At 72.3% G+C, this 23,098-nt stretch carries 19 protein-coding genes; 13 read left to right on the plus strand and 6 right to left on the minus strand.

What is annotated here, in order from left to right; genetic code table 11:
- Window positions 1-2: 2 nt before the first annotated feature.
- Window positions 3-524 carry a metallopeptidase family protein gene (locus ABD298_RS10260; RefSeq protein ID WP_344299587.1) on the minus strand — a complete coding sequence of 174 codons (522 nt, stop codon included), beginning with the start codon at window positions 522-524 and terminating at the stop codon, window positions 3-5.
- A gap of 112 nt (window positions 525-636) precedes the next feature.
- Between ABD298_RS10260 and ABD298_RS10265 the strand changes: the two genes are divergently transcribed.
- The 5 genes from ABD298_RS10265 (at window position 637) to ABD298_RS10285 (ending at window position 5,246) form a co-directional block, all read left to right on the plus strand.
- The gene (locus ABD298_RS10265; RefSeq protein ID WP_344299588.1) at window positions 637-1,023 is read left to right on the plus strand and encodes a DUF3499 domain-containing protein; all 387 of its coding nucleotides are present in this window, start codon (window positions 637-639) and stop codon (window positions 1,021-1,023) included.
- Between the two features lie 67 nt (window positions 1,024-1,090).
- Complete coding sequence (locus ABD298_RS10270; RefSeq protein WP_208712023.1) at window positions 1,091-1,324, plus strand: Trm112 family protein; 234 nt, start codon at window positions 1,091-1,093, stop codon at window positions 1,322-1,324.
- Complete coding sequence (gene ahcY / locus ABD298_RS10275) at window positions 1,321-2,826, plus strand: adenosylhomocysteinase (protein WP_344299589.1); 1,506 nt, start codon at window positions 1,321-1,323, stop codon at window positions 2,824-2,826. The genes ABD298_RS10270 and ahcY overlap by 4 nt, the downstream gene beginning before the upstream one ends.
- Window positions 2,827-3,004: 178 nt before the next feature.
- On the plus strand, window positions 3,005-4,180 hold the full coding sequence (locus tag ABD298_RS10280; protein ID WP_344299590.1) for a L,D-transpeptidase: 1,176 nt from the start codon (window positions 3,005-3,007) through the stop codon (window positions 4,178-4,180).
- 160 nt (window positions 4,181-4,340) lie between these two features.
- Window positions 4,341-5,246 (plus strand): TIGR01906 family membrane protein, encoded by a 906-nt coding sequence (locus ABD298_RS10285; RefSeq protein ID WP_425564387.1) that lies wholly within the window; start codon window positions 4,341-4,343, stop codon window positions 5,244-5,246.
- Here ABD298_RS10285 and ABD298_RS10290 read toward each other — a convergent pair.
- Complete coding sequence (locus ABD298_RS10290) at window positions 5,234-7,099, minus strand: AMP-dependent synthetase/ligase (protein WP_344299592.1); 1,866 nt, start codon at window positions 7,097-7,099, stop codon at window positions 5,234-5,236. The genes ABD298_RS10285 and ABD298_RS10290 overlap by 13 nt on opposite strands.
- Window positions 7,100-7,161: 62 nt before the next feature.
- Window positions 7,162-8,823, minus strand: coding sequence for a dolichyl-phosphate-mannose--protein mannosyltransferase (locus ABD298_RS10295; protein WP_344299593.1), 1,662 nt, complete (start codon window positions 8,821-8,823; stop codon window positions 7,162-7,164).
- Between the two features lie 33 nt (window positions 8,824-8,856).
- Here ABD298_RS10295 and rsmI point away from each other — a divergent pair, with 33 nt between their 5' ends.
- Window positions 8,857-9,771: a 16S rRNA (cytidine(1402)-2'-O)-methyltransferase gene (gene rsmI / locus ABD298_RS10300; protein ID WP_425564371.1), complete on the plus strand. Its 915-nt coding sequence runs from the start codon at window positions 8,857-8,859 to the stop codon at window positions 9,769-9,771.
- Between the two features lie 155 nt (window positions 9,772-9,926).
- Complete coding sequence (locus tag ABD298_RS10305) at window positions 9,927-11,420, plus strand: NAD-dependent succinate-semialdehyde dehydrogenase (protein WP_344299594.1); 1,494 nt, start codon at window positions 9,927-9,929, stop codon at window positions 11,418-11,420.
- Between the two features lie 77 nt (window positions 11,421-11,497).
- Here the strand turns inward: ABD298_RS10305 and ABD298_RS10310 are convergent, their stop codons facing one another.
- From ABD298_RS10310 to ABD298_RS10320, 3 genes are all read right to left on the minus strand, one after another.
- The gene (locus ABD298_RS10310; RefSeq protein ID WP_344299595.1) at window positions 11,498-13,921 is read right to left on the minus strand and encodes a transglutaminase TgpA family protein; all 2,424 of its coding nucleotides are present in this window, start codon (window positions 13,919-13,921) and stop codon (window positions 11,498-11,500) included.
- On the minus strand, window positions 13,918-15,228 hold the full coding sequence (locus ABD298_RS10315; RefSeq protein ID WP_344299596.1) for a DUF58 domain-containing protein: 1,311 nt from the start codon (window positions 15,226-15,228) through the stop codon (window positions 13,918-13,920). The genes ABD298_RS10310 and ABD298_RS10315 overlap by 4 nt, the downstream gene beginning before the upstream one ends.
- A gap of 78 nt (window positions 15,229-15,306) precedes the next feature.
- Complete coding sequence (locus ABD298_RS10320) at window positions 15,307-16,410, minus strand: AAA family ATPase (protein ID WP_344299597.1); 1,104 nt, start codon at window positions 16,408-16,410, stop codon at window positions 15,307-15,309.
- A 166-nt stretch (window positions 16,411-16,576) separates the two neighbouring features.
- Between ABD298_RS10320 and ABD298_RS10325 the strand changes: the two genes are divergently transcribed.
- The 6 genes from ABD298_RS10325 (at window position 16,577) to ABD298_RS10350 (ending at window position 23,059) form a co-directional block, all read left to right on the plus strand.
- Complete coding sequence (locus tag ABD298_RS10325) at window positions 16,577-17,542, plus strand: TatD family hydrolase (protein WP_344299598.1); 966 nt, start codon at window positions 16,577-16,579, stop codon at window positions 17,540-17,542.
- Between the two features lie 172 nt (window positions 17,543-17,714).
- On the plus strand, window positions 17,715-18,893 hold the full coding sequence (locus tag ABD298_RS10330; RefSeq protein WP_344299600.1) for a resuscitation-promoting factor: 1,179 nt from the start codon (window positions 17,715-17,717) through the stop codon (window positions 18,891-18,893).
- A gap of 42 nt (window positions 18,894-18,935) precedes the next feature.
- Entirely contained in the window at window positions 18,936-19,877 is a 942-nt protein-coding gene (rsmA, locus tag ABD298_RS10335) for a 16S rRNA (adenine(1518)-N(6)/adenine(1519)-N(6))-dimethyltransferase RsmA (protein ID WP_344299602.1), read from the plus strand.
- A 10-nt stretch (window positions 19,878-19,887) separates the two neighbouring features.
- Complete coding sequence (locus ABD298_RS10340) at window positions 19,888-20,838, plus strand: 4-(cytidine 5'-diphospho)-2-C-methyl-D-erythritol kinase (protein WP_344299604.1); 951 nt, start codon at window positions 19,888-19,890, stop codon at window positions 20,836-20,838.
- A gap of 51 nt (window positions 20,839-20,889) precedes the next feature.
- Complete coding sequence (locus ABD298_RS10345) at window positions 20,890-22,740, plus strand: ABC-F family ATP-binding cassette domain-containing protein (protein WP_344299606.1); 1,851 nt, start codon at window positions 20,890-20,892, stop codon at window positions 22,738-22,740.
- Between the two features lie 115 nt (window positions 22,741-22,855).
- Window positions 22,856-23,059, plus strand: a complete 204-nt coding sequence (locus tag ABD298_RS10350) for a hypothetical protein (protein WP_344299607.1) — start codon at window positions 22,856-22,858, stop codon at window positions 23,057-23,059.
- Window positions 23,060-23,098: the final 39 nt, after the last annotated feature.

A 23,098-nucleotide genomic window follows, 5' to 3' on the forward strand; every position in this document is an offset into this window, starting at 1 on the left:
CGTCAGTAGCCGCGGTAGTACGGATCGAGGGTCTCGGGCGCCACGCCGAGCATGAGCGCGGTGTACTCGACGACGATGTCGTGGACGAGGTCCTGCAGCTCGGTGCGGGCGCCGGCCTCGGTCTCGACGACTCTCCGGTAGATCGTGATCCGCGGCGCACGGCCCGCCCCGCCGGGAGTGTACTTGCCCTGGGGGACACGTCCCCGCTCCACGAGGATCTGCTCGAGACCTGGCGGGATCTCCTCGACGGCGTACTCGACGCCGTCGAGCCTGGAGCCGTTGAGGTCCTGGAGCCGCTCCGCTGCGTCGAAGACCCAGTCCTCGAAGCGCTCGGCCCGCGTGCGCGACGCGGGGAGGACAGCGGGCAGGATCTCGCCCCTGAGCCCGCGGCCGTGCCGATTCCTCCGCCGCTCGCGGAAGCTCCTGCGGCCGCGGCCGCTCGGCTCGTCCGCGGCTGGGACGGCCCGGATGCGAAGGCTGCCGCCCTCGGCCCCGGAGCCGTGGGCCAATGAACGATCCTGCATACATCGACTCTAGTCGCCGCCGCCCCGGCGGGCGAGCCGGAGCGGAGGCACACGCCCGGTCGCGGGGTTCAATGCCCGCTTCCGCCGGAGAGCGGGAGTAGGGTTCTGTGCCGTGGGTCCACTACGCCATTGTTCTCGATCGGCTTGCCGCCAGGCCGCGGTGGCCACGCTCACGTACGTCTACGCCGAGTCGACGGCCGTCCTGGGTCCGCTGGCAACCTTCGCCGAGCCCCACAGCTACGACCTGTGCTCTGAGCACGCCGCCCGGCTCACGGTGCCACGCGGCTGGGAGGTCCTGCGGCTGGCCCTTCCCCCGGCGCCCCCGCGCAGCCCAGACGACATGCTCGCCATAGCCGACGCCGTGCGCGAGGAGGACGCGCCCGTCCCCACGGAACAGCCAGACTCCTCGGACCGGCCTCCCCGCGCCCCGCTCGAGGCCCCGGCCGGCGCCGAAGCCGTCGTGCGGCGTCATCTGCGGCTGCTCCGCGAACCCTTCTAGTCCCGCCCCCTGAGGAAGCAGTCGCCGCCGCTCTGCGCGCCGCGCGCATGTCTGTAGGCTAGTGGGCATGCCGAACCTCAGCCCGTCGCTGCTCGCCGTCCTCCGGTGCCCCGTCACGGGGTCCGCCCTCGTCCAAGACGGTGACTCGCTCGTGGCCACGACGCGGGCCAAGGACGGCACGACGCCCCGTTACGCGATCGAGGACGGGATCCCCGTCCTCCTCGCCCCCGAGCACACGCAGGCCGGGGCCGCCCCGGGCGACCAGCACGAATCCAGCACCGCACAGGAGCAGCACGCATGACCCTCGAGTACAAGGTTGCCGACATCTCCCTCCATGAGGCGGGGCGGCACCAGATCCGCCTCGCCGAGCACGAGATGCCCGGCCTCATGGCCCTGCGCGAGGAGTTCGGCCCGTCCCAGCCGCTGGCAGGAGCCCGCATTGCCGGGTCACTCCACATGACGGTCCAGACGGCTGTGCTCATCGAGACGCTCGTCGCGCTCGGCGCGGAGGTCCGCTGGGCGTCGTGCAACATCTTCTCCACCCAGGACGAAGCAGCCGCCGCCGTCGTCGTGGGCGCCGGAACCGCCGAGGATCCTCAGGGAGTGCCCGTCTTCGCCTGGAAGGGGGAGACGCTCGAGGAGTACTGGTGGACCGCGGAGCAGATCCTCACCTGGCCCGGTGCCGACACCGATCCGGCCCTCGGTCCGAACATGATCCTCGACGACGGCGGTGACGCTACGCTCCTGGTCCACAAGGGCGTCGAGTTCGAGGCCGCCGGGGCCGTCCCCGAGGCGACCGACGAGGACCCCGAGGAGTACCGGATCATCCTCGACGTCCTCCGGGCGGGGCAGGCCCGCGACCCGCAGAAGTGGACCCGCACCGCCGCAGGCATCAAGGGCGTGAGCGAGGAGACGACCACGGGCGTCCACCGCCTCTACCAGCTCGCCGAGCAGGGCAGGCTCCTCTTCCCGGCGATCAACGTCAACGACGCCGTGACCAAGAGCAAGTTCGACAACAAGTACGGGATCCGCCACTCCCTCCCGGACGGCATCAACCGGGCCACCGACGTCCTGATGGGCGGCAAAGTCGCCGTCGTGTGCGGCTACGGCGACGTCGGCAAGGGGGCCGCGGAGGCGCTGCGCGGGCAGGGCGCGCGCGTCATCGTCACCGAGATCGACCCGATCTGCGCCCTCCAGGCCGCAATGGACGGCTACCAGGTGGCGCGGCTCGAGTCGGTCCTGGACCAGGGCGACATCTTCATCACGACCACCGGGGGCAAGGACATCATCCTCGCAGAGCACATGGCCGGGATGAAGGACAAGGCCATCGTCGGCAACGTGGGCCACTTCGACAACGAGATCGACATGGCGGGTCTCGCCAAGGTGCCCGGGGTCCGCAAGGTCGAGATCAAGCCCCAGGTCCACGAATGGGTCTTCCCCGCCTCGAGCGGCCCCAACGGTGCCGCGCCGGAACACTCGGTCATCGTGCTCTCGGAGGGACGCCTGCTGAACCTCGGCAACGCGACCGGCCACCCCTCGTTCGTGATGAGCAACTCGTTCGCGAACCAGACGATTGCCCAGATCGAGCTGTGGACGAAGCGCGACCGCTCCGAGGACGGCCAGGACTCGGCGCGCGAGTACGAGAACCGGGTCTACGTCCTGCCGAAGATCCTCGACGAGAAGGTCGCCCGCCTCCACCTGGCGGCGCTCGGAGTCGAGCTCACGGAGCTGAGCAAGGACCAGGCGGAGTACCTCGGCCTCGACGTCGCCGGCCCCTACAAGGCGGACCACTACCGCTACTGAGGCGCCTCGCGAGGCGTCGCCGCCGCGCCCCGGTCACCCCCGGCCTCTGCCCCGGGGTGACGGGGGCGCGCGTCGCTCTGGCGTACCCTTGAACGAAGGCCGGACGAAGGGGGACTCACCTGTGGCGGAACGCAGGAAACTGGGACGGGGGTCCAGAGCGGCCCTCGCAGGCATTCTCGTGGTCGGTGTCCTGGGGGGTGCGGCCGGGATAGCCATCGCCCAGCCGTGGACGCAGCAGGCCCCGGCGTCGGAGGCCGGAACGCCCCTGCGCACCCAGCCCGGGCTCGTGACCCCGGTCGTCAAGCCGTTGGAACTTGGAGTCACCCCCACCGACGGTGCCACCGAGGTGAACCCGGCGATGAGCCCGCAGGTCAAGGCCGTCAACGGCCGGGTCGTGTCCGTGCACCTCGCCGACGCCAAGGGCGTCGAGGTGAAGGGGTCAGTGAGCGCCGACGGCGTGACCTGGACTGCGCAGGACCCGCTCGCGTTCAACATGGCGTACACCTACGAGTTCACGCTCGCGGACGGGGCCGGACGCGAGACGACGAAGAAGCAGACCTTCCACACGGTCACAGCGGCCAACGAGGCCGATGCCGCGGTCTTCCCCCGCAACGGCTCCACGGTGGGAACGGGCCAGCCGATCCAGATCACCTTCAGCGAGCCGGTGACCAACAAGGAGGCCGTCGAGAAGGCCGTCGCCATCACCTCGACCTCCAATCAGGACGTCAGGTGGCACTGGTACAGCGACAAGATGGCGCGCATCCGCCCTGCGACCTTCTGGGCGCCGAACGCCAAGGTCACTCTCGCCCTCAGGCTCTTCGGAGTCGACTTCGGCAAGGGCATGATCGGCAACTTCAACGCCGACGTCAGCTTCACCACCGGACCCAGCCGCCTCGCAGTCGTGGACGACACGACCAAGACGATGCAGGTCTTCCTCGACGGCCAGCACGTGAAGACCTTCCCGGTGACCCTCGGGGACGCCGGGTGGCTCTCGCCGACCGGGTACGCCGTGATCATGGAGCAGGAGCGGTACTCGCACTTCAATGCAGGCAGCATCGGCCTCAAGCCGGGGGACAAGGGGTACTACCCGCCCCTGACGGTGGAGCACGCGAACAGGCTCACGAACTCGGGGGTCTACGTCCACCAGGCCCTCCCGTCCGCGATCCCGTATGTGGGCAACACGAACGTCTCCCACGGCTGCGTGGGGCTCCTGCCCGACGACGCCGCCTGGTTCTTCAACACGTTCAAGCCCGGAGACATCGTGCAGACCCTCAACACAGGTGCGCCCCCGATCGAGCCGCTCGAGGGCTGGGGCGACTGGAACATGGACTGGGCCACCTACGCCAAGCACTGAGCCACGCGCTGGCCACGCCGCCGGGCGTCCTGCAGACGGGCGGGTAACGCTTCGGCCACACGTCGATGACGCTGGCGGGTTGGGGCGGGGCAAGCCGGTACGGTGGGAGGCAGACCTTGCTTACTTGAGGCCCTTGCGGGGCCGCTACTGGATGGTGGCTGTGTTGACCGACAAGAGATCCGGATCCGAACCGGGGGCTGACTTCGACGAGCCGAAGGACAGCGGTGAGCCGGAGTTCGCATGGATGAAGACGGACGACGGCGCCACGGCAGTCCCAGCGGAGCCGCACCCGACCGGTGCCCTCAATGTCCGGCCCCCGGAGGACGAGGTGCAGCGGCGCAAGGACCAGCGCGAGGCCGCCGCCCGGTCGAAGCCCGTGGGTCCCCGCATCGTCCAGGTCTTCATGGCGGTCCTCCTGCCGTTCCTGCTGCTCACCGCCGCCGTCCGCGCGGTCGCGAGCCCCCTGTTCCTCTGGGCGGAGTACTTCCGGCCCGGCTTCCCTGGGGACGGGTACGGCTTCACTCCGGACGACAGGCTCACGTACGGCTCCTACGCGGTGGACTACCTCGCGAACGTGGCCGGGCCGCGGTACCTGGGGGACCTGGTCTTCCCCAACGGCGACCGGCTGTTCACCAGCGGCGAGGTCAGCCATATGGCGGACGTGAAGCTGGTCGTCCTCTCGTCCTACGGGGCTGGGCTCGCGATCCTGATCTTCTTCGTCGTCGCGTTCATCGGGCTGCGCAGGACACCGCGCGCCTTCGCCCGCGGGATCTTCGCCGGCTCGCTCCTGACCGTCGGCCTCATCGGCGCCCTCGCCGTGGCGGCCGCGCTGGGCTGGCAGCAGTTCTTCACCGAGTTCCACCGGCTGTTCTTCGCCGACGGGACCTGGACCTTCCGCCTCGAGGACACCCTCATCCGGCTGTTCCCGGCGCAGTTCTGGATGGATGCCGCGATCACGATCGGCGTGCTCGTGCTGCTCGTGTCGGTCCTCATGGCGATCTTCTGCTGGCCCACGCCGAAGCGCCGCGAGGGCGCCGCGGGCCACGCGGAGGGTCAGGCCGAGTAGAGCCCCTCGACCTCGTCGCGGAACGCCTCGGTGACCGGCTGGCGCTTGAGCTTGAGGGACGGGGTGAGGTCTCCGTCCTCGAGCGTCAACTCGCGGGGGAGGATCACGAACCTGCGGATCGACTCTGCGCGCGAGACCGTCTCGTTGGCCGCGTCGACCGCGGACTGCACCTCGGCGAGCACCTCCGGGTCGGTCCTGGCGTCCTCGAGGGTGAGCACGCGCCCGCGCCGGCGGGCCCACGCGGGGAGCTCATCGGCGTCGAGCGCCACGAGGGCGGCGACGTAGGGGCGTCCCTCGCCCACCACGATGGTGTGCGCGACGAGCTCGCACTCGCGGACGGCCTCTTCCAGCGGGCCGGGGACCACGTTCTTCCCTCCCGCTGTCACGATGATCTCCTTCGTCCGTCCCGTGAGGGTGAGGAAGCCGTCGTCGTCGAGGGAACCGAGATCCCCCGTGGCGAAGAACCCGTCCTTCTGGAACGCCGCGGCCTCGGGCGAGTCCGGGGACGCCGAGCGGTACCCGCGGACGACGCCGATGCCCTTCACGAGGACCTCGCCGGTGTCCGAGATGCGGATCTCGGTGCCGGGCACGGGCCGGCCCACACTGCCGATCCGGGTCGCTTCCGGCGTGTTCACGGTGCACGGCGCGGTGGTCTCGGTCAGGCCGTAGCCCTCGAGAACCGTGAGCCCGGCCCCGCGGAAGAAGTGCGCGAGTCCCGGGCTCAGCGCGCTCGCACCGGAGACGATGGTGGAGACCTGCCCGCCGAAGGCCGCCCGCAGGCGCCCGTAGACGAGCCGCTCGAACACTGCATGCCGGATCCGCAGCCGGCGCCCGGGGCCTTCGCCGCCCGTCGCCTCCGCTTCGAGCGCCTCGGAGTACTCCCGGGCGGTGTGCGCCGCCCGCTCGAACAGCGACCCGCGCAGCCCGTTGGCCGCCTTGGCGTGCGCGGCGGCGTAGACCTTCTCGAAGACCCGCGGCACCGCGAGCAGGAAGGTCGGCCGGAAGGTGGCCAGGTCGCGCAGGAGGTTGGCCTGGCGCGAGTGCCCGACCACGACCCCGGCGGCGACGCACGTGACCTGCACGGCCCGGGCCAGGACGTGCGCGAGGGGGAGGAACATGAGCGTGCGGCTGCCGGGACCGACCACCGTCGGGAGGTGCGCGGCGAGGTTCACGGCGAGCAGGCACAGGTTGCCGTGGGTGACCTCGCAGCCCTTCGGCCGCCCGGTCGTGCCGGAGGTGTAGACGAGGGTCGCGAGCGTCTCGAGGTCGGCTGCCGTGCGGTGCCGCTCGAGCTCGGCGTCGCCCACCCCGAGGCCGGGGCCGGCGAGGCTGCGCAGGGTGGCCCCTTCGCCGTCCTCCGTCATGACCGTCACGGGGAGCCAGGACTCGCGCAGAGCGGGGGAGGCCTCGATGGCCTCCTGCACGGACTCGGCGAGCTCGCGGCTTCCGGCGAAGACCCGCTTCGCCCCGGCGTCCTCGAGGATCCAGGCGATCTGGGACGGGGAGGACGTCTCGTAGATCGGGACTGGGACGCCACCGGCGTACCAGACGGCGAAGTCGACGAGCGCCCACTCGAAGCTCGACGGCGAGATGATGGCCACGCGGTCGCCGATGTCGAGGCCGCTCGCGATGAGCCCCCGGGCGAGCGATCGGACCTGCTCGGCGAACTGCGCCGCAGTGACGTGCTCCCAGCCCGCCGCAGTGCGTCGGGAGAAGAGCTCGGCGTCCGGCGTCGCGGCCGCGCGGTCCTCCAGGAGGTCGGTCACGTTCGTGGCGCCGGGGAGGCTCGCCACGGCCTCTGCGGACACCTCCGTACGGCTCCGGCGCTGTCCCGTTTCCGCGCTGCCTGCCACGTCGTCACCCTTTCGTCGCGCGTGCTCCGCCTCGTCCCCCGTGTCCATCCTGCCATCTGGCGCTACGTCCAGCTCGGCATCCACAGCCTGAGCCGCCATTCGATGTACGGGATGGGTTCCGCGGTCCAGATCGGCAGGAGGTAGGCCGAGATGACCAGCGCCGCCAGCAGGTACACGCCGACTGCGAGGAAGCCGGCCTGGCGGCGCCACAGCGGGTCGGTCGGCCTGCCGAGGACGAGCCCCAGCCCGAACGCCAGGGCGAGGATCAGGAACGGCTCGAAGGAGACGGCGTAGAAGGCGAACATGGTCCGCGTGGGGTACAGGAACCAGGGCAGGTAGCCAGCCGCGACTCCCGCGAGGATGGCTCCAGCCCGCCAGTCGCGCCGTCCGGCCCAGAGCAGGGTCACGACCGCGAGCGCGACGACGGCGGTCCACCAGATCAGGGGATTGCCGACCGAGAGCACGGCGGAGGAGCAGTGCTCCACCCCGCACGTGTTCGCCGGCTCGGCGTAGTAGAACGAGGTCGGACGGCCCTGCACCAGCCAGCTCCACGGGCTTGAGGCGTAGGGGTGCGGCGAGCTGAGCCCGTTGTGGAACGCGTATGCCTCGAAGTGGTAGTGCGCGAGCGAGCGGAGCGAGTCCGGGATCCAGCTCCAGGACGGGTCCGGATGGTCCCTCGCCCAGGTGCGGTAGAAGCCGCTGTCCGAGAGGAACCAGCCCGTCCACGACGCGAGGTAGACCGCCGCTCCCACGACGACGATGCTCACGGCGGCCAGCGGGGCGTCGCGCACGACGGCGCCGGGCAGCCAGGCGCGGATTCCCGCCCTGCGGCGCGCTCCGGCATCCCACAGGACGGTCATGAGGCCGAAGGCGGCGACGAACGCGAGGGCGGACCACTTCACTCCGACGGCGAGCCCGAGGCACACGCCAGCGGCAACCCGCCACCACCGGATCCCGAGCCAGGGGCCGGTGACGAGCGCTGTGGGCCTGAGGCGGCCGTCGGGCCCGGCGAGGCGGCCGAGCCGGTCCGCGAGGCGCCGTCGGCCGTCGTCGCGGTCGATCAGGAGGGCGCAGAACGCGGCGAGGAGCCAGAACGAGAGGAAGATGTCCAGGATCCCGGTGCGGGACAGGACGATGTGGTGGCCGTCGATCGCCAGCAGCAGGCCGGCCGCCGCCGCGAGCGCGTGGGAGCGGAAGAGCCGGCGGGCGGCCCACGCCGTCATCACCACGGAGAGCACGCCCACCAGTGCCGCGCTGAAGCGCCAGCCGAACGAGCTCCCTGGTCCGAAGAGCGCCATCCCGAGGGCGATCATCCACTTGCCCACGGGCGGGTGGACCACGTATTCCGGCCCGTCCTGGAGGCCGCTCATGTCGCCCCGCAGGAAGAGCGCGTTCGCGTTCTGGCTCCATGCGCGCTCGACCCCGGAGACCAGGTAGGAGTACGCGTCCTTGACGTAGTAGGTCTCGTCGAACACGAGGGCGTGCGGGCGGTCGAGCTGCCAGAAGCGCAGGAGCGCGGCGATGAGGCCCACCGCGAGGGGGATCGTCCAGCTCAGCAGCCTGTCCCGTGCCGACCGTTCGCGCCAGGCGAGCTGGGCTCCAAGGAGCCGCTGCCTGAGGGCCTCCACAGTGCCGAGGGCCGCGTCCTGCACGGGGTCGACGATCCGCCGCCGGGGCGTGTTCCAGCCGCGGACCGGCGGGCGGGTCTGGGTCGGGGAGGTCATCCTGCCCCATGCTACCGGCGTAGGCTGGGCCCCGTGCACGAGCCCGACAGCGATCCCACGCCCCCCGCAGACACCGAGCCGTACGACGCCGCGGGCACCCTCCCGGGCAGCGCGGGCAGCGGCGCGGTGGTCCTCGCGGCGACGCCGATCGGGAACCTCGGCGACGCGAGCCGCCGGCTCGTCGAGCTTCTGGGGGAGGCGGACCTCATCGCCGCCGAGGACACGCGCAGGCTCCAGCGGCTCGTCGCCGGGCTGGGCGTACGGCCCCGCGGTCGGGTGGTGAGCTACCACGAGCACAACGAGGCAGCCAAGACGCCCGAGCTCGTCGACGCCGTCCGTGCCGGCGGCACGGTCCTGCTCGTGACCGACGCGGGCATGCCGGTCGTCTCCGACCCCGGCTACCGGCTGGTCGAGGCGGCAGTGGCCGAGGGCCTGACGGTCACTGCGCTCCCGGGACCCTCGGCCGTCCTGACGGCGCTGGCCCTGTCGGGGCTGCCGACGGACCGTTTCTGCTTCGAGGGATTCCTCCCCCGCAAGGCGGGCGAGAGGGGCCAGCGGCTCTCCGAACTGCGCGGCGAGCGCCGCACCATGGTCTTCTTCGAGGCGCCGCACCGTCTGGCGGCGATGCTCCGGGCCCTCGCCGGGGCGTTCGGCGCGGAGCGCAGGGCAGCCGTGTGCCGCGAGCTCACCAAGACGTACGAGCAGGTCCTGAGGGCCAGCGCCGGCGAGCTGGCCGCCTGGGCCGAGTCGAGCGAGGTCCGGGGCGAGATCGCCGTGGTGGTCGAGGGCGCGGGGGAGGCGCCGCCGTCGAGCATGGAGGACCTCGTCGCGGAGGTGCACTCCCTCGTCGCGGCCGGGACCCGGCTCAAGGAGGCCGTGGCCGTCGTCGCCGAGGGCTCCGGGACGAGCAAGCGGGAGCTCTATGCCGCATCGGTCGCCGCCCGCTGAAAAGCCCGGAATTCCGCGGAAGTAGATTGTGCAGATGCACAGGTGAAGTGCGTCACGGTGGTTCCGTCATGCATGGACACCCATGCGGCAGGGGCCTAGCGTGGAATCAGTCCACCCACGCTCGCCGGTGAGCGTGCTGCGAAAAGGAGCCTGACGTGTCCGAGAACACCGCTGTCACCCCTGAGCGCGAGCAGGAGCTGCTCGCGAAAGTTCCGACCGGCCTGCTGATCAACGGCGAGTGGCGCGACGCCACGGGCGGGGCGACCTTCGCTGTCGAGGACCCCGCGACGGGCAAGGCCCTCCTGGAGATCGCCGACGGCACGAGCGAGGACGCGCTCGCCGCGCTCGACGCCGCCGCCGCCGCCCAGGCATCGTGGGCGCGCACCGCCCCGCGCGAGCGCGCCGAGATCCTCCGCCGCGCGTTCGACCTCGTCACTGCGCGCTCCGAGGAGTTCGCGCTCCTCATGACGCTCGAGATGGGCAAGCCGCTCCCGGAGTCCCGGGGCGAGGTCACGTACGGCGCCGAGTTCCTCCGCTGGTTCTCCGAGGAGGCCGTGCGCGACTACGGTCGCTACGTCACCACGCCCGAGGGCAAGAACAAGATCCTCGTGCAGCGCAAGCCCGTGGGCCCGTGCCTGCTCATCACGCCGTGGAACTTCCCGCTGGCCATGGCCACGCGCAAGGTCGGCCCGGCCCTCGCCGCCGGCTGCACGGTGATCATCAAGCCGGCCAAGTTCACCCCGCTCACCACCCAGCTGTTCGCCTCCGTCCTCGTCGAGGCGGGCGTGCCGGCGGGCGTCGTGAACGTGGTCTCCTCGTCGTCCGCGTCGAGCATCTCCGCGCCGCTCATGAAGGACCACCGCCTGCGCAAGGTCTCCTTCACCGGCTCGACCCCGGTGGGCCGGCGCCTGCTGGCCGACGCGTCGCAGAACGTGCTGCGCACTTCCATGGAGCTCGGCGGCAACGCGCCGTTCATCGTGTTCGACGACGCGGACCTGGACAAGGCCGTCGAGGGCGCCATGGCGGCCAAGATGCGCAACATGGGCGAGGCCTGCACGGCCGCCAACCGCTTCCTCGTGCACGAGTCGGTGGCCGAGGAGTTCACCTCCAAGTTCGCGGCCGCGATGTCGGCGCTCAAGCCGGGCCGCGGCACGGAGTCCGACACGACCGTGGGGCCCCTCATCGACGGCGGTGCCCGCAAGGACGTCCACGCGCTGGTGACCGAGGCGGTGTCCGCGGGTGCCCGCGTCGCGACCGGCGGCTCCCCGCTCGAGGGCGACGGGTACTTCTACGCCCCGACGGTCCTCGCCGACGTCCCGAACGACGCCGAGATCCTCAGGAACGAGATCTTCGGCCCCGTTGCCCCGGTGACGACCTTCGCGACGGAGGAGGAGGCCATCCGCCTCGCCAACGCGTCCGAGTACGGCCTGGCCTCGTACCTCTACACCCGCGACTACGCCCGCATGTTCCGCGTCGCGGAGCAGATCGAGTTCGGCATGGTCGGCTTCAACGCCGGCGTCATCTCGAACGCGGCCGCCCCGTTCGGCGGCGTCAAGCAGTCCGGCCTGGGCCGCGAAGGCGGCGCCGAGGGCATCGCGGAGTACACGACGACGCAGTACATCGGCATCGCGGACCCGTACGCGGGCTGACCGCCTGGGGCGGGCACAGCGGACGGAGAGACGACCAGCATCGCGGACCCGTACGCGGGCTGACCGCCTCGGGCGGGCTAGCTCCTCCGCTTGACCCCCCGTGCGGCGGCCTTCGCCGCGGCACGGATTGTGGCCCCTGCAGCCTTGGCTGCGGGGGCCACAGCTGTCAATGCCCTCGCGAGCCACGCGAAGGCAGACGGCGGCAGCGCGGCGATGCGGGCCCGCCGGACGGGGCGCTGTGCGTGCCGGGCCCTCTCGTGCACGACGGCGACGGCGCGGCGGGCGGCCTCCTCGTCGGCGTCGTACCCGGGGCGTCCGTAGGCGTGACGCTCGTATTCGGCGGTGAGGGTGTCGAGCGCGCGTCTCAGCCCGCCGTCGTCCGTCTCCCAAGCCGTGAGGCGCTTCGCGTAGGCGCGGGGGGAGTCCGCGGGGTCGGGCGGGAGGCCGTGGTCGACGCCCACGGCCTCGAGTTCCTCCCAGATGCCGTCGAGGCCGCGGTCGAGGCGGCGCCGACGCTGCGCTGCGCGCAGCGCGGCGGGCAGGGTGAGGACGAGTGCGGCCGCGAGCACGCCGAGGGCCACGAGCGCGGCGGCAACCCAGGGGGAGGCCTCGGTGGAGGCACCCGACGCCGCCGGGGCCGAGGCTTGGGACTCGGCGGGAGGCGCGCCCGGAACGCCCGAGGGGAAGAGCCCCTCGTTGAGCTGGTCCAGGTTGGTGCTGCCGGACTGGGCAGCGGAGTCGGTGAGGGAGTAGGCCGGGGTGACGCCGCGTGACGGCGTGGGCTCGAACGGTACCCATCCGAGCCCTTCGAAATACAGCTCGGGCCACGCGTGGGCGTCCCGGCCGTCGACCTGGTACTCAGTCAGGGCCTGCGCCGACGGGATCGCGACCGTCTGCCCGGTGGGCCGGCCCGGGGCGAAGCCGACGGCGATCCGGCTCGGGATGCCGACGATGCGGGCCATGACCGCCATCGCTGCGGCGAAGTGGATGCAGTAGCCGGAGCGCTTCTGCAGGAAGGTCTCGAGCACGTCCATGCCGGTGCCGTCGTAGCCGTCCTCGACGGGGGCCCGCTCTGAGTACTGGAACGTGCGCAGCCACGCCTGGATCGCGACAGCCCGCTCGAAGGCGGTGGCCTTGCCGCGGGTCACGTCCTCGGCGGCGGAGCGCACCGAGGCCGGGACGCCCCGCGGCACGTCCCGCACCTCGGAGCTGAGGCCCCGGGGGGTGCCGTTCGCCGTCGCCAGGGCATCGCGCGTGATGTCGGGCCTCGTGGAGCGCACCGTGTAGAACTGGTCGCGGCTCGCGCCCGGGTCGCCTTTGATGCTCAGGTCCGCAGGGTCCCAGCCGAACCGGCCGCGCTGGCCGTCCACGGTGGTCGGGGCGTAGGGGGCCGGGAGGTACGGGCTCGTGAAGCCGCCGGTGGTGATGACGGTGGTCGTGGTGACGCTGGGCGCCGCCGTGATGGGAGTGCGCGGCGTGATCCCTGTGAGCGGGTACTGCAGCTGGTCGTCCCGGTTGTCCGGTGCCCACGAGCCGCCGTCGAACGTGGACACGGTCACGGTCCGGAGGTAGAGCGGGATGGTGGAGTTCGTCGCGTAGCGGAGGATGCCCACGCCTTCGGCGCTGCGCAGGTCGCTCCCGAGGCTGATCAGAGGGTTGAGGCCGACATTCTGTCCGAAGCTGCGCAGCCGGGCACCTTCGGGGAAGAGCCCGCGGTCGAACCCGGGAACCACCTGCGGCAGCGCGAGCGCGCCGGCGACGATCGCCGCGATGAGGATGATGAGCCGGCCCGGAGAGAGCGCTGCCGCCGCGAGCTCTCCGGTGGACCGTTCGGGCGCTCTCGCGCCGCGCGGGGTCTCCCGCCGGGACCGCCGGCCCTCGGTCCCTCCGCCGTCCGGCCTTCCCCCATCGGCCTGAGCCGTGGCGAGGATGCCGAGGTAGCCCGCCGCGGCGGCGGCGAACCCGACGGCCCCCACGCTGTTCGGCTTGAGCGTCGCGGGCACCACGAGGACCGCGAGGAGGGCGATCCCGGCGAGCGCAGGCAGGCGGCACGAGATGGCGATCGTCTCCGCGACGAGCGCGATGAGCCCGAGGGCTCCTGCCAGGAGTGCGACGATTCCGATGTTGGGTGCTGCGGGCACGGCGTCGAAGACCACGGTGTGCCAGGCCTGGTCGAGGGCCTCGCGCGCGGAGGCAAAGGTCCGCGGGCCGGGAATGAGCCCGGCGAGGCTCGTGGCGCGGAAGAACATGGCGCACATCGCCGCCACCCAGGCCGCGAGGCCCGCGACGGCGACGACCACCGGGTGCCACGGGGCGCCCCGACGCCCGGCGAGGGCCGCGCGGGCCAAGGCGGTCCCGGCGAGGGCTGCGCAGGTGACGACGATGACGGGGTAGAGCCAGCTGAATCCCCGCAGGACGCCGCCGTAGGAGGCGGCGCCGCCCGCGACGGAGAGGGCCAGGAAGGCCTCCACGCCGAGGTGCGCGAAGCGGCGGGCCCTCATCGCCGTCCGCCCCGTTCCGGACTGTCGTCGACGAGCGCGGCCCAGGCCGAGGCCACCGGGGTGCGCGGTGTGCACTCGGCAGCCATCCAGCCGCTCTGGCGGAGTGCCTCGACCGCCTCACGGCCGCCGCCTGCAACGGGGACGACCACGGCGGCGAGCGCGCGCTCGGCGAGGAGGGCCGCGGGGGCGAGCTCACGCGCGGCGTCCCGGGAGGTCCTGCCGAGGATCGCGACGATCGGGCCGCGCCCGCGGTGGCCTTCGAGCCGGTCGAGCAGGAGGTCGGAGAACCCGTCCCCTGCGGACGCCGCGGCCTCCCTGGGGGTGATCGCGGCGAGGGACTCCCCGATGGCGGCCAGTCCGGCGGCTCCTGCGTACTCAGGGCTGTCCGGCTCCGGCGCCGACGCGGAGCGGGCGAGCGCGAGGGTGCCGTCGGGTGCGAGGAGCCTGATCGAGTAGTCGAGCGAGACCAGGTGGGCGCACACCGACATCGCGGTGGTCACGGCCCATTCGAAGGCGGGGGAGTCCGGGGCGTCTGAGGCCGCATGCCCGGGAAATGGGAACGCGGAGCGCCGCAGGTCCAGGATCAGGGTCGCCTCGGGCGACGTCGCGGACTCCTCCTGCCGCACCATGAGCTCGCCCTGGCGTGCGGTTGCTGCCCAGTGCACGCGGCGCATGGGGTCCCCGGGACGGTACTCGCGGGTCATCACGTCATCGTCGCTGGGCATGGACTGGATCCGCGCCGCGACCGTCCCCTCGGTCCCGCGCCGCCCCGCGAGGACGCCTTCGGCGAGGGGCAGCACGGGAGGGGTGACCGTCAGACGGGTGGGGGCGCCGATGCGGCTGTGACGTTCCGCGAGCCCGAAGGGATCCGTGTGCATCGCCTCCACCGGACCGAGGAGGTACAGGCCGCGCCGGGGACTCGCGAGCTCGTAGCGGTAGTGGCTCCTCCCGTCCCTGCCGATCGACCTTCCCGGGTAGAGGAAGCCCGGCCCGGCGCCGAGGCTGGGCGGGAGCTGCTCGGCCATCGACATTCGTCCCGAGAGCAGGCCGCTGTGGGCGAGGCTGAGTGCGACCTCGGTGGTGTGCCCGGCCTCGACGACGTCGGGCGTCGGCGTGCGGCGTACGTCGAGGGAGGGCCGGAACAGCAGGTTCGAGGCCAGGGCCGCCGCCGGGATGAGGCCGAGGAAGACGGCGAGGTGGAGGAGGTCGCGCCGGCCCAGGAGCTCGGCGGCCAGGAGCACAGCGATGGCGGCGCCCACGAAGCCCCAGCCGCGGAGCGTGAGGGCGCCCCTCCAGTCCGTGCGCACTGCGCCCCCGTAGTGGTGAGCGCCGCCGGCCCGCTGCCCCGCGCGCCGACTCTCCGACCGGCCCACTGCGTGCCCGCCTCAGGCCCGGCGGCGCTGCTGGCCGGTGGCCGGGATGGGGACCGACTCGATGATCGAGCCGAGGACCGCTGCTGCGCTGAACCCGCTGCCGGCTGCCCTCCGGTCGAGCACGAGCCGATGGGCGAGGACCGCGGGAGCCATCGCGGCGATGTCGTCCGGGAGCACGAAGTCGCGGCCCGAGAGGGCGGCCCGCGCCTTCGCTGCCCGCAGGAGCTGGAGGACCGCGCGGGGGCTCGCGCCCAGCCTGAGCTGCGGGCTCTCCCGGGTCGCCCGGCCCAGGGCGACCGTGTACTCCTTCACGGGGCCGGAGACGTAGACCGCCTTGACGGTTGCGGTCATCGAGCGCACCTCGGCCGCGTCGACCACGGGGTGGACCTTGAGCAGGGGCGAGTCCGACTGGTGGGTCTCCAGCATCTCTGCCTCGGCTGCCGCGTCCGGGTAGCCCATCGAGATGCGCGCCATGAAGCGGTCGCGCTGGGCCTCCGGCAGTGGGTAGGTGCCCTCCATCTCGATCGGGTTCTGGGTTGCGACGACCATGAACGGGGACCCGAGGGCGTAGGACGTGCCGTCGACGGTGACCTGGTGCTCCTCCATGCACTCGAGGAGCGCTGACTGGGTCTTCGCCGAGGCCCGGTTGATCTCGTCCCCGATCACGATGTTCGCGAACACCGCTCCCGGGCGGAACTCGAACTGCCGGGTGGCCTGGTTGTAGATCGACACTCCCGTGACGTCGCTCGGGAGGAGGTCCGGGGTGAACTGGATGCGGCTGACGGAGCAGTCGATGGTGCGGGCGAGGGTCTTGGCGAGCATCGTCTTGCCGACTCCGGGGACGTCCTCGACGAGCAGGTGCCCTTGGGCGAGCAGGACGGTGAGGGCGAGCCGCGCGGCGTCGGACTGCCCGTCGATGACCTGGCCGATGGAGGCCAGGATCCTCTCGCACGTCGCCTTGAACGCCTCGGCTCCCATCGGGACCGCTGCCGTGCCGTCGAGTGGGGCGGCACCCCGGCTTCCGTTCTGGCTGCCGGCCTGCTGGCCGGCCGCATCCAGGCCGGCGGCACGTTCGAGGCCCGCTCCGAGGTTCTGTCCGCCGTGATGGCCGTCCATGCATCCCCCTTCCGGGCGGGCCGGCGACCGCCGGGCCCGTGTGCCGTTCGCCACACTCTAGGACCACGTTACCCGCCCGGACGCCTTACGGCACCGGGGTCCCTGGGAGGGCCGGCACCGCCCGCCAGCTCAGCCCGCGAGCACGCCCGCCACTACAGTTGGTGCCATGTGTGCATCCCACCCGCCCGCCGCCTACCGCTGGACCGAGGACGACGCAGACGAGCAGGCCGTCGGGGGCGCGGACGCTGCGCGGGACGCGGTGGAGCGGCGCGCCGCGCACGACGAGTCCGGCCGGAAGCGGCGCCTCGAGTACCCGCCCGCTCCCGAGCCGCTCCCGGTTCCGGTGGTGGACAACCACACTCACCTCAACTTCCGCGACGGGCTGGTCGAGGTGGGGGTGAGGGACGCGCTCGACGCCGCTGCCGCCGTCGGCGTCGACCGCGCCGTCCAGGTCGGATGCGACCTGCCCTCGTCCCGCTTCACTGTCGAGGCCCTCGAGCACGAGCCGCGGCTTCTCGGCGCGGTCGCCCTCCACCCCAACGACGCGCCGCGGTACGCGGCCCGGGGCGAGCTCGAGGCCGCGTACGAGGAGATCGAGCGCCTCGCTGCCCATCCCCGCGTGCGGGCGATCGGCGAGACCGGGCTCGACTACTTCCGCTCCAAGGGGGACGCGCTCGCAGTCCAGCACGATTCCTTCCGGTGGCACATCGACCTGGCGAAGCGGCTCGGCAAGACCCTGCAGATCCACGACCGGGACGCCCACGACGAGGTCGTGCGCATCCTCGCCGAGGAGGGCGCTCCCGAAACGGTTGTCTTCCACTGCTTCTCGGGGGATGAGGACCTCGCCCGTACCTGCAACGAGCACGGCTGGTACATGTCGTTCGCCGGGACGTTCACGTTCAAGAACGCGGAGAACCTGCGCCGTGCCCTGGCCATCGCCGAGCCGTCCCGGGTCCTCGTCGAGACCGACTCCCCGTTCCTGACTCCGCACCCCTATCGCGGCCGCCCCAACGCGAGCTACATGGTCCCCTACACCGTCCGTTCGATGGCGGAGGTCCTCGACGCGGACCTGGCAGCCCTGTGTGCCGCCCTCTCCGCCAACACCGAGGCGGCGTACGGCGGATGGGAGTGACAGAGGTCTCTCATTCGTAGCCGCGGCGTTACGGAAATTGGCCTCTGATAACGTTTCGATTACAGTGGTGTCCGACAGCCGGGGTCGGGGAAGGCCGCCGGACGCTCGGCGCCCCCCTGCCGTTCCAGTCCGACGTCTGCCGTGCCCGGGTGGAACCACGATCGGTGACCCCTTGAGCAGATACTCCGCGCGCAGCGCCTCGACGACCACCCCTCCCGGCACCCGACGCTCCCCGGTCCGCATCGCGGGTCAGGCCGCCGTCGTGGCGGCGCTGGCCCTCGGGACCACCGCCTTCGTCGCCAACAGCAAGACCGTGACCCTGAACGTCGACGGCCAGGCCAGCACCGTGACGACCTTCGCCGGGACCGTCGGGCAGGTCGTCAACGGCGCCGACGTGGAGGTCCGCGGGGCCGACCAGGTCTCGCCCTCGCTCGACGCGTCCGTCGCGAACGGCGCCGTCATCACCGTCAGCCGCGCGAAGCAGGTCACGGTGCAGCTCGACGGCGCGGAGAAGACCGTGAGCACCACCGCGCCCGACGTCCAGAACCTCGTCACCGAGCTCGGCGTGGCCTCCACCGCAGTCGTCTCCCTCGGTGGGGACACGCGCCTCGCGCCGGAGGGCACCGTCGTCGAGATCACGACGCCCAAGGACGTCACCGTCGTCGTCGACGGCCAGCCCGCGACGCGCACGACGACGGCCGCGACCGTCGGCGACCTCCTCGCCGAGCTCGGGGTCACCGTGGGCCCCTCGGACAGGCTTTCGGCCCCGACCTACGCGCCGATCGTGGCCGGCATGTCCGTGAAGGTCACCCGCCTCGACGCCACCCAGGGCGCGAGCGTGAGCGAGTCCGTCCCGTTCACGACCGAGAAGACCGAGAGCGCCGACCTCACCCAGGGCGAGACCAAGGTCGTGCGGGCCGGCGTGGCGGGCACCGTGGAGAAGAAGTACAGCCTGCTCCTCGTCGACGGCCGCGAGGCCGCCCGCTCCCTCGTCTCGGAGACCGTGACCCGCCAGCCCGTCGCCGAGAAGGTGCTCGTCGGCACCAAGCCCAAGGCGCAGCCCGCAGCGCAGAGCGCGCCGACGTCCCAGGCGGCGCCTCCGGTGGCGAACCTCGCCATGTGGGAGGCCATCGCGCAGTGCGAGTCGAGCGGCAACTGGGCAGCGAACACCGGCAACGGCTACTACGGCGGCCTCCAGTTCGACATCCCGTCCTGGATCGCCAACGGCGGCGGGCAGTACGCCCCCAACGCCTCCCTTGCCACCAAGGAGCAGCAGATCGCGGTCGCGAACACGTACTACGCCAAGGCCGGGCTCGCGCCCTGGGGCTGCCGGACCGCGGTGGGCGGCTGACGCCCGCCCTGCCGCGGACCGGGCGTCCCGTAGGATTCTCGGGTGACTGAAGCCCCCGGATCCCAGCCCTCGCCCGGATCCCAGCCCTCTCCCGGGCCGCAGCCGCTCCTCGGCGCCGCGGACATCCGCGCACTTGCGGTCGAACTCGGAATCCGGCCGACCAAGACCCTCGGCCAGAACTTCGTGATCGACGGCAACACCATCCGCCGGATCGTCGCAGCCGCCGGCATCCATCCCGAGGAGACGGTGCTCGAGGTCGGCCCCGGGCTGGGGTCCCTCACCCTCGGCCTCCTCGACGCCGCGGCGCGGGTCGTCGCGATCGAGATCGACCCGGTCCTCGCCCGGCGCCTGCCGGAGACCATCGCACGGTGGCGCCCGGACGCCGTCGGCCGCTTCGACCTCGTGCTCTCCGACGCGCTCAAGGTGACCGACCTGCCGGGGACGCCCGAGGGCCCGGGCGCCCTCGTGGCGAACCTGCCGTACAACGTCGCCGTCCCAGTGGTGCTGCACCTGCTCGAGCACTTCCCGAGCCTGCGGCACGGCCTGGTCATGGTCCAGGAGGAGGTCGCCGACCGACTCGCGGCCGGACCCGGATCGAAGACCTACGGCGTTCCGAGCGTCAAGGCCGCGTGGTACGGGACCATGCGGAAGGCCGGCGTCATCGGCATGAACGTCTTCTGGCCCGCCCCCAAGATCCACTCGGGCCTGGTCGCCTTCACGCGCACCGCTCCGCCGCCCACAACGGCGCCCCGCGAGGAGGTCTTCGCCGTGATCGACGCCGCGTTCGCCCAGCGGCGCAAGACGCTCCGTGCGGCCCTTTCCGGCTGGGCGGGGTCCGGGGCCGCGGCCGAGGCCATCCTCCGAGCAGCCGGCGTCGACCCGAGCGCGCGCGGGGAGGTCCTCGGCGTGGCGGAGTTCGCGCGCATCGCCGAGGAGAAGCGCGCCGCGGGCTCCGCGTCCGCTGCCTCGGAGGCCCTCGGCTAGCGTGGGGACCATGAGCACCCCCCGTCCCCGCTCCGTGAAGGTCAAGGCGCCCGGAAAGGTCAACGTCTCCCTGCGGGTTGGCCCGGCCCGCCCGGACGGTTACCACTCCGTGGCCAGCGTGTACCTCGCCGTGTCCCTCTTCGAGGAGGTCACGGCCACGAGCACGCCCGAGCCGGGGGTCACCGTCAGCCTCAGCCCGGACAGCACGCTCGACCTCGACGAGCTCGACATCCCCCTCGACGAACGCAACCTCGCGGTCAGGGCGGCCCGGCTCATGGCCGAGGTCACCGAACGGCCCACGGGGGTCCACCTCGAGATCACCAAGCGGGTCCCGGTCGCCGGCGGCATGGGAGGGGGGTCGGCGGATGCCGCGGCCACACTCCTCGCCTGCGACGCCCTGTGGGGCTCCGGCCTGTCGAAGGAGGAGCTCGCCCACCTCGCGGCCGAACTCGGCGCGGACGTCCCCTTCGCGCTCCTGGGCGGCGCCGCCGTCGGGCTCGGGGTGGGCGACCAGCTCTCGCCGGCGCTCGCCACGACACGGCTCGACTGGGTCCTCGTCCCCGCCGAGTACGGCCTCAGCACCCCGCGGGTCTTCGCCGAGCTCGACCGGCTGCGTGCGGCCGAGGGGTTCGACGCTCCCGAGCCCACCGACGTCGAGCCCGGGATCCTCACCGCCCTGCGCAGCGGCGACTCCGGCGGCCTGCGCCACCTTCTCGTGAACGACCTGCAGCGGGCCGCCGTCGAGCTTGCGCCGCAGCTGCGCGACACCCTCGGCTGGGCCGACTCCCACGGCGCGCTGGCCTCGATCGTCTCCGGCTCAGGCCCGACTGTCGCGCTGCTCGCCGTGGACGCCGCCGCCGCCCAGGACCTCGTCGACTCGTTCGCGCGCCAGGGTGTCGAGGCGCTCGCCGTGCACGGGCCGGTCGCCGGCGCCAAGATTGTGAGCGACACCGTGCTGTGACGGCTAGGCTTCTGTCGTCGCTTTTCCCAGTACAGTGAGGACCCCCATCCCGTGGCACACCTTCTCGGCGGCGAGAACCTGAGCATCTCCTTCGGCACCCGGTCGGTGCTCGACGGGGTGACGGTCGGCCTCGAGGAGGGTGACCGCATCGGGGTCGTGGGCCGCAACGGCGACGGGAAGTCCACGCTCATGCGCCTGCTCGCACAGAAGGCGACGCCCGACGCCGGCCGGGTCACCAAGCGCCGCGACGTCAACGTCGGCTACCTCGACCAGAGCGACGTGCTCGACGGCGACCTGACGGTCGGCGCGGCGATCGTGGGGGACCGCGCGGACCACGAGTGGGCCGCCAACCCCAAGATCCGCGACATTATGGGCGGCCTAGTGGCAGACGTCGACTGGCACGCCCAGGTGCGCTCGCTCTCCGGCGGCCAGAAGCGGCGCGTCGCTCTCGCGAAGCTCCTCATCGAGCCGCACGACGTCATCATGCTCGACGAGCCCACCAACCACCTCGACGTGGAGGGCGTCGCATGGCTCGCGCGGCACCTCAAGACCCGCTGGCGGCCCACCGAGGGCGCCTTCCTCGTGGTCACCCACGACCGCTGGTTCCTCGACGAGGTCTGCACCGACACGTGGGAGGTCCACGACGGGATCGTCGACCCGTTCGACGGCGGCTACGCCGCCTACGTGCTCGCACGCGCCGAGCGCGACCGTATGGCCGCCGTGGTCGAGGGCAAGCGGCAGAACCTCATGAAGAAGGAGCTCGCCTGGCTCCGCCGGGGCGCGCCTGCGCGGACGTCCAAGCCCAAGTTCCGGATCGAGGCCGCGAACGCGCTCATCGCCGACGTCCCCGAGCCGCGCGACTCGGTGGCGCTGTCGAAGATGGCCACGGCCCGGCTCGGGAAGGACGTCATCGACCTCGAGGACGTCAGCCTCGCCTACGACGACCCGTCCGCCGGGACGGCGGCGCTCTTCGACCGGATCACGCTTCGGCTCGCGCCCGGGGAGAGGGTCGGCGTCGTGGGCGTCAACGGCGCGGGCAAGTCCACCCTGCTCCGCCTGCTCGCCGGCGAGATCGAGCCCACTTCGGGCCGGGTCCGCCGAGGCAAGACCGTGGTGCCCGCCGTGCTCAGCCAGGAGGTCCGCGAGCTCGACGAGGTGTCGGACCTGCGCGTCGTGGAGGTCATCCAGCGCGAGAAGCAGACGTTCGCCGTCGGCGGCAAGGAGCTCACGGCGGGGCAGCTCGTTGAGCAGCTCGGCTTCACGAACGAGAAGCAGTGGACACGCGTGTCCGAGCTCTCGGGCGGCGAGCGGCGCCGCCTCCAGCTCCTGCGCCTCCTCGTCGGCGAGCCCAACGTCCTCATGCTCGACGAGCCGACCAACGACCTCGACACGGACACCCTCGCCGCGGTCGAGGACGTGCTCGACGGCTGGCCCGGCACGCTCGTCGTCGTGAGCCACGACCGCTACCTCCTCGAGCGCGTCACCGACCACCAGCTCGCCCTGCTCGGGGACGGGAAGGTCCGCGACCTGCCCGGCGGCGTCGAGCAGTACCTCCGCCTGCGCGAGGAGGCACTCGCCGCGTCGGACGCCGCCTCCTCTGCCGGAGCCGCGTCCGGCGAGGCGCGCACGACGGCGGCCACCGCCTCGGGTGGGCGCGCGTCAGCGGCGTCGGGCTCGGCCCACAGCGAGGCCGAGAAGCGCGACGCGCGCAAGGAGCTGGCCCGGATCGAGCGCCAGCTGGGCAAGATCGCGGCCCAGGAGGAGAAGCTCCACGCCCAGATGGCCGCGTCCGCAGACGACTACGGCCGCCTCGGGGAGCTCAACGCCGAGCTCCAGGGGCTGCTCGGGCAGAAGGAGGAGCTCGAGCTCGCATGGCTCGAGGCCTCCGAGGTCCTCGAGTAGCCGGTGGTCCCTCCGGACGACCGCCCCCGATGTTCACCTCCGCGTCATCCTCCCGGCACGCCCGCTGCGTAGGCTCGGGACCGGCTGCCGAACGGCAGCGGCAAGGGGGAAGGCCATGGGCGCGCGCGGCGACGACTTCGCACTGGTGCTGCCGGGTGACCCGGTCACCGTCACGGCACGCGGGCGCCTCGCGGTGTCCGGAACGGTCGACGCCGTGGCTCCGGACGGATCGGTCCTCTGGGTCATCGAGGACGGCGGCCAGGGACGCCACATGGTCCACCGCACGGACCCAGCGACGGTCGTCCGCCACGAGCCCTGAGCCATGATGCGTCGGCACCCGCGGCTGGCACGCAGGGTG

This window comes from Sinomonas flava (genome assembly GCF_039531875.1).
Lineage (GTDB): Bacteria > Actinomycetota > Actinomycetes > Actinomycetales > Micrococcaceae > Sinomonas > Sinomonas flava.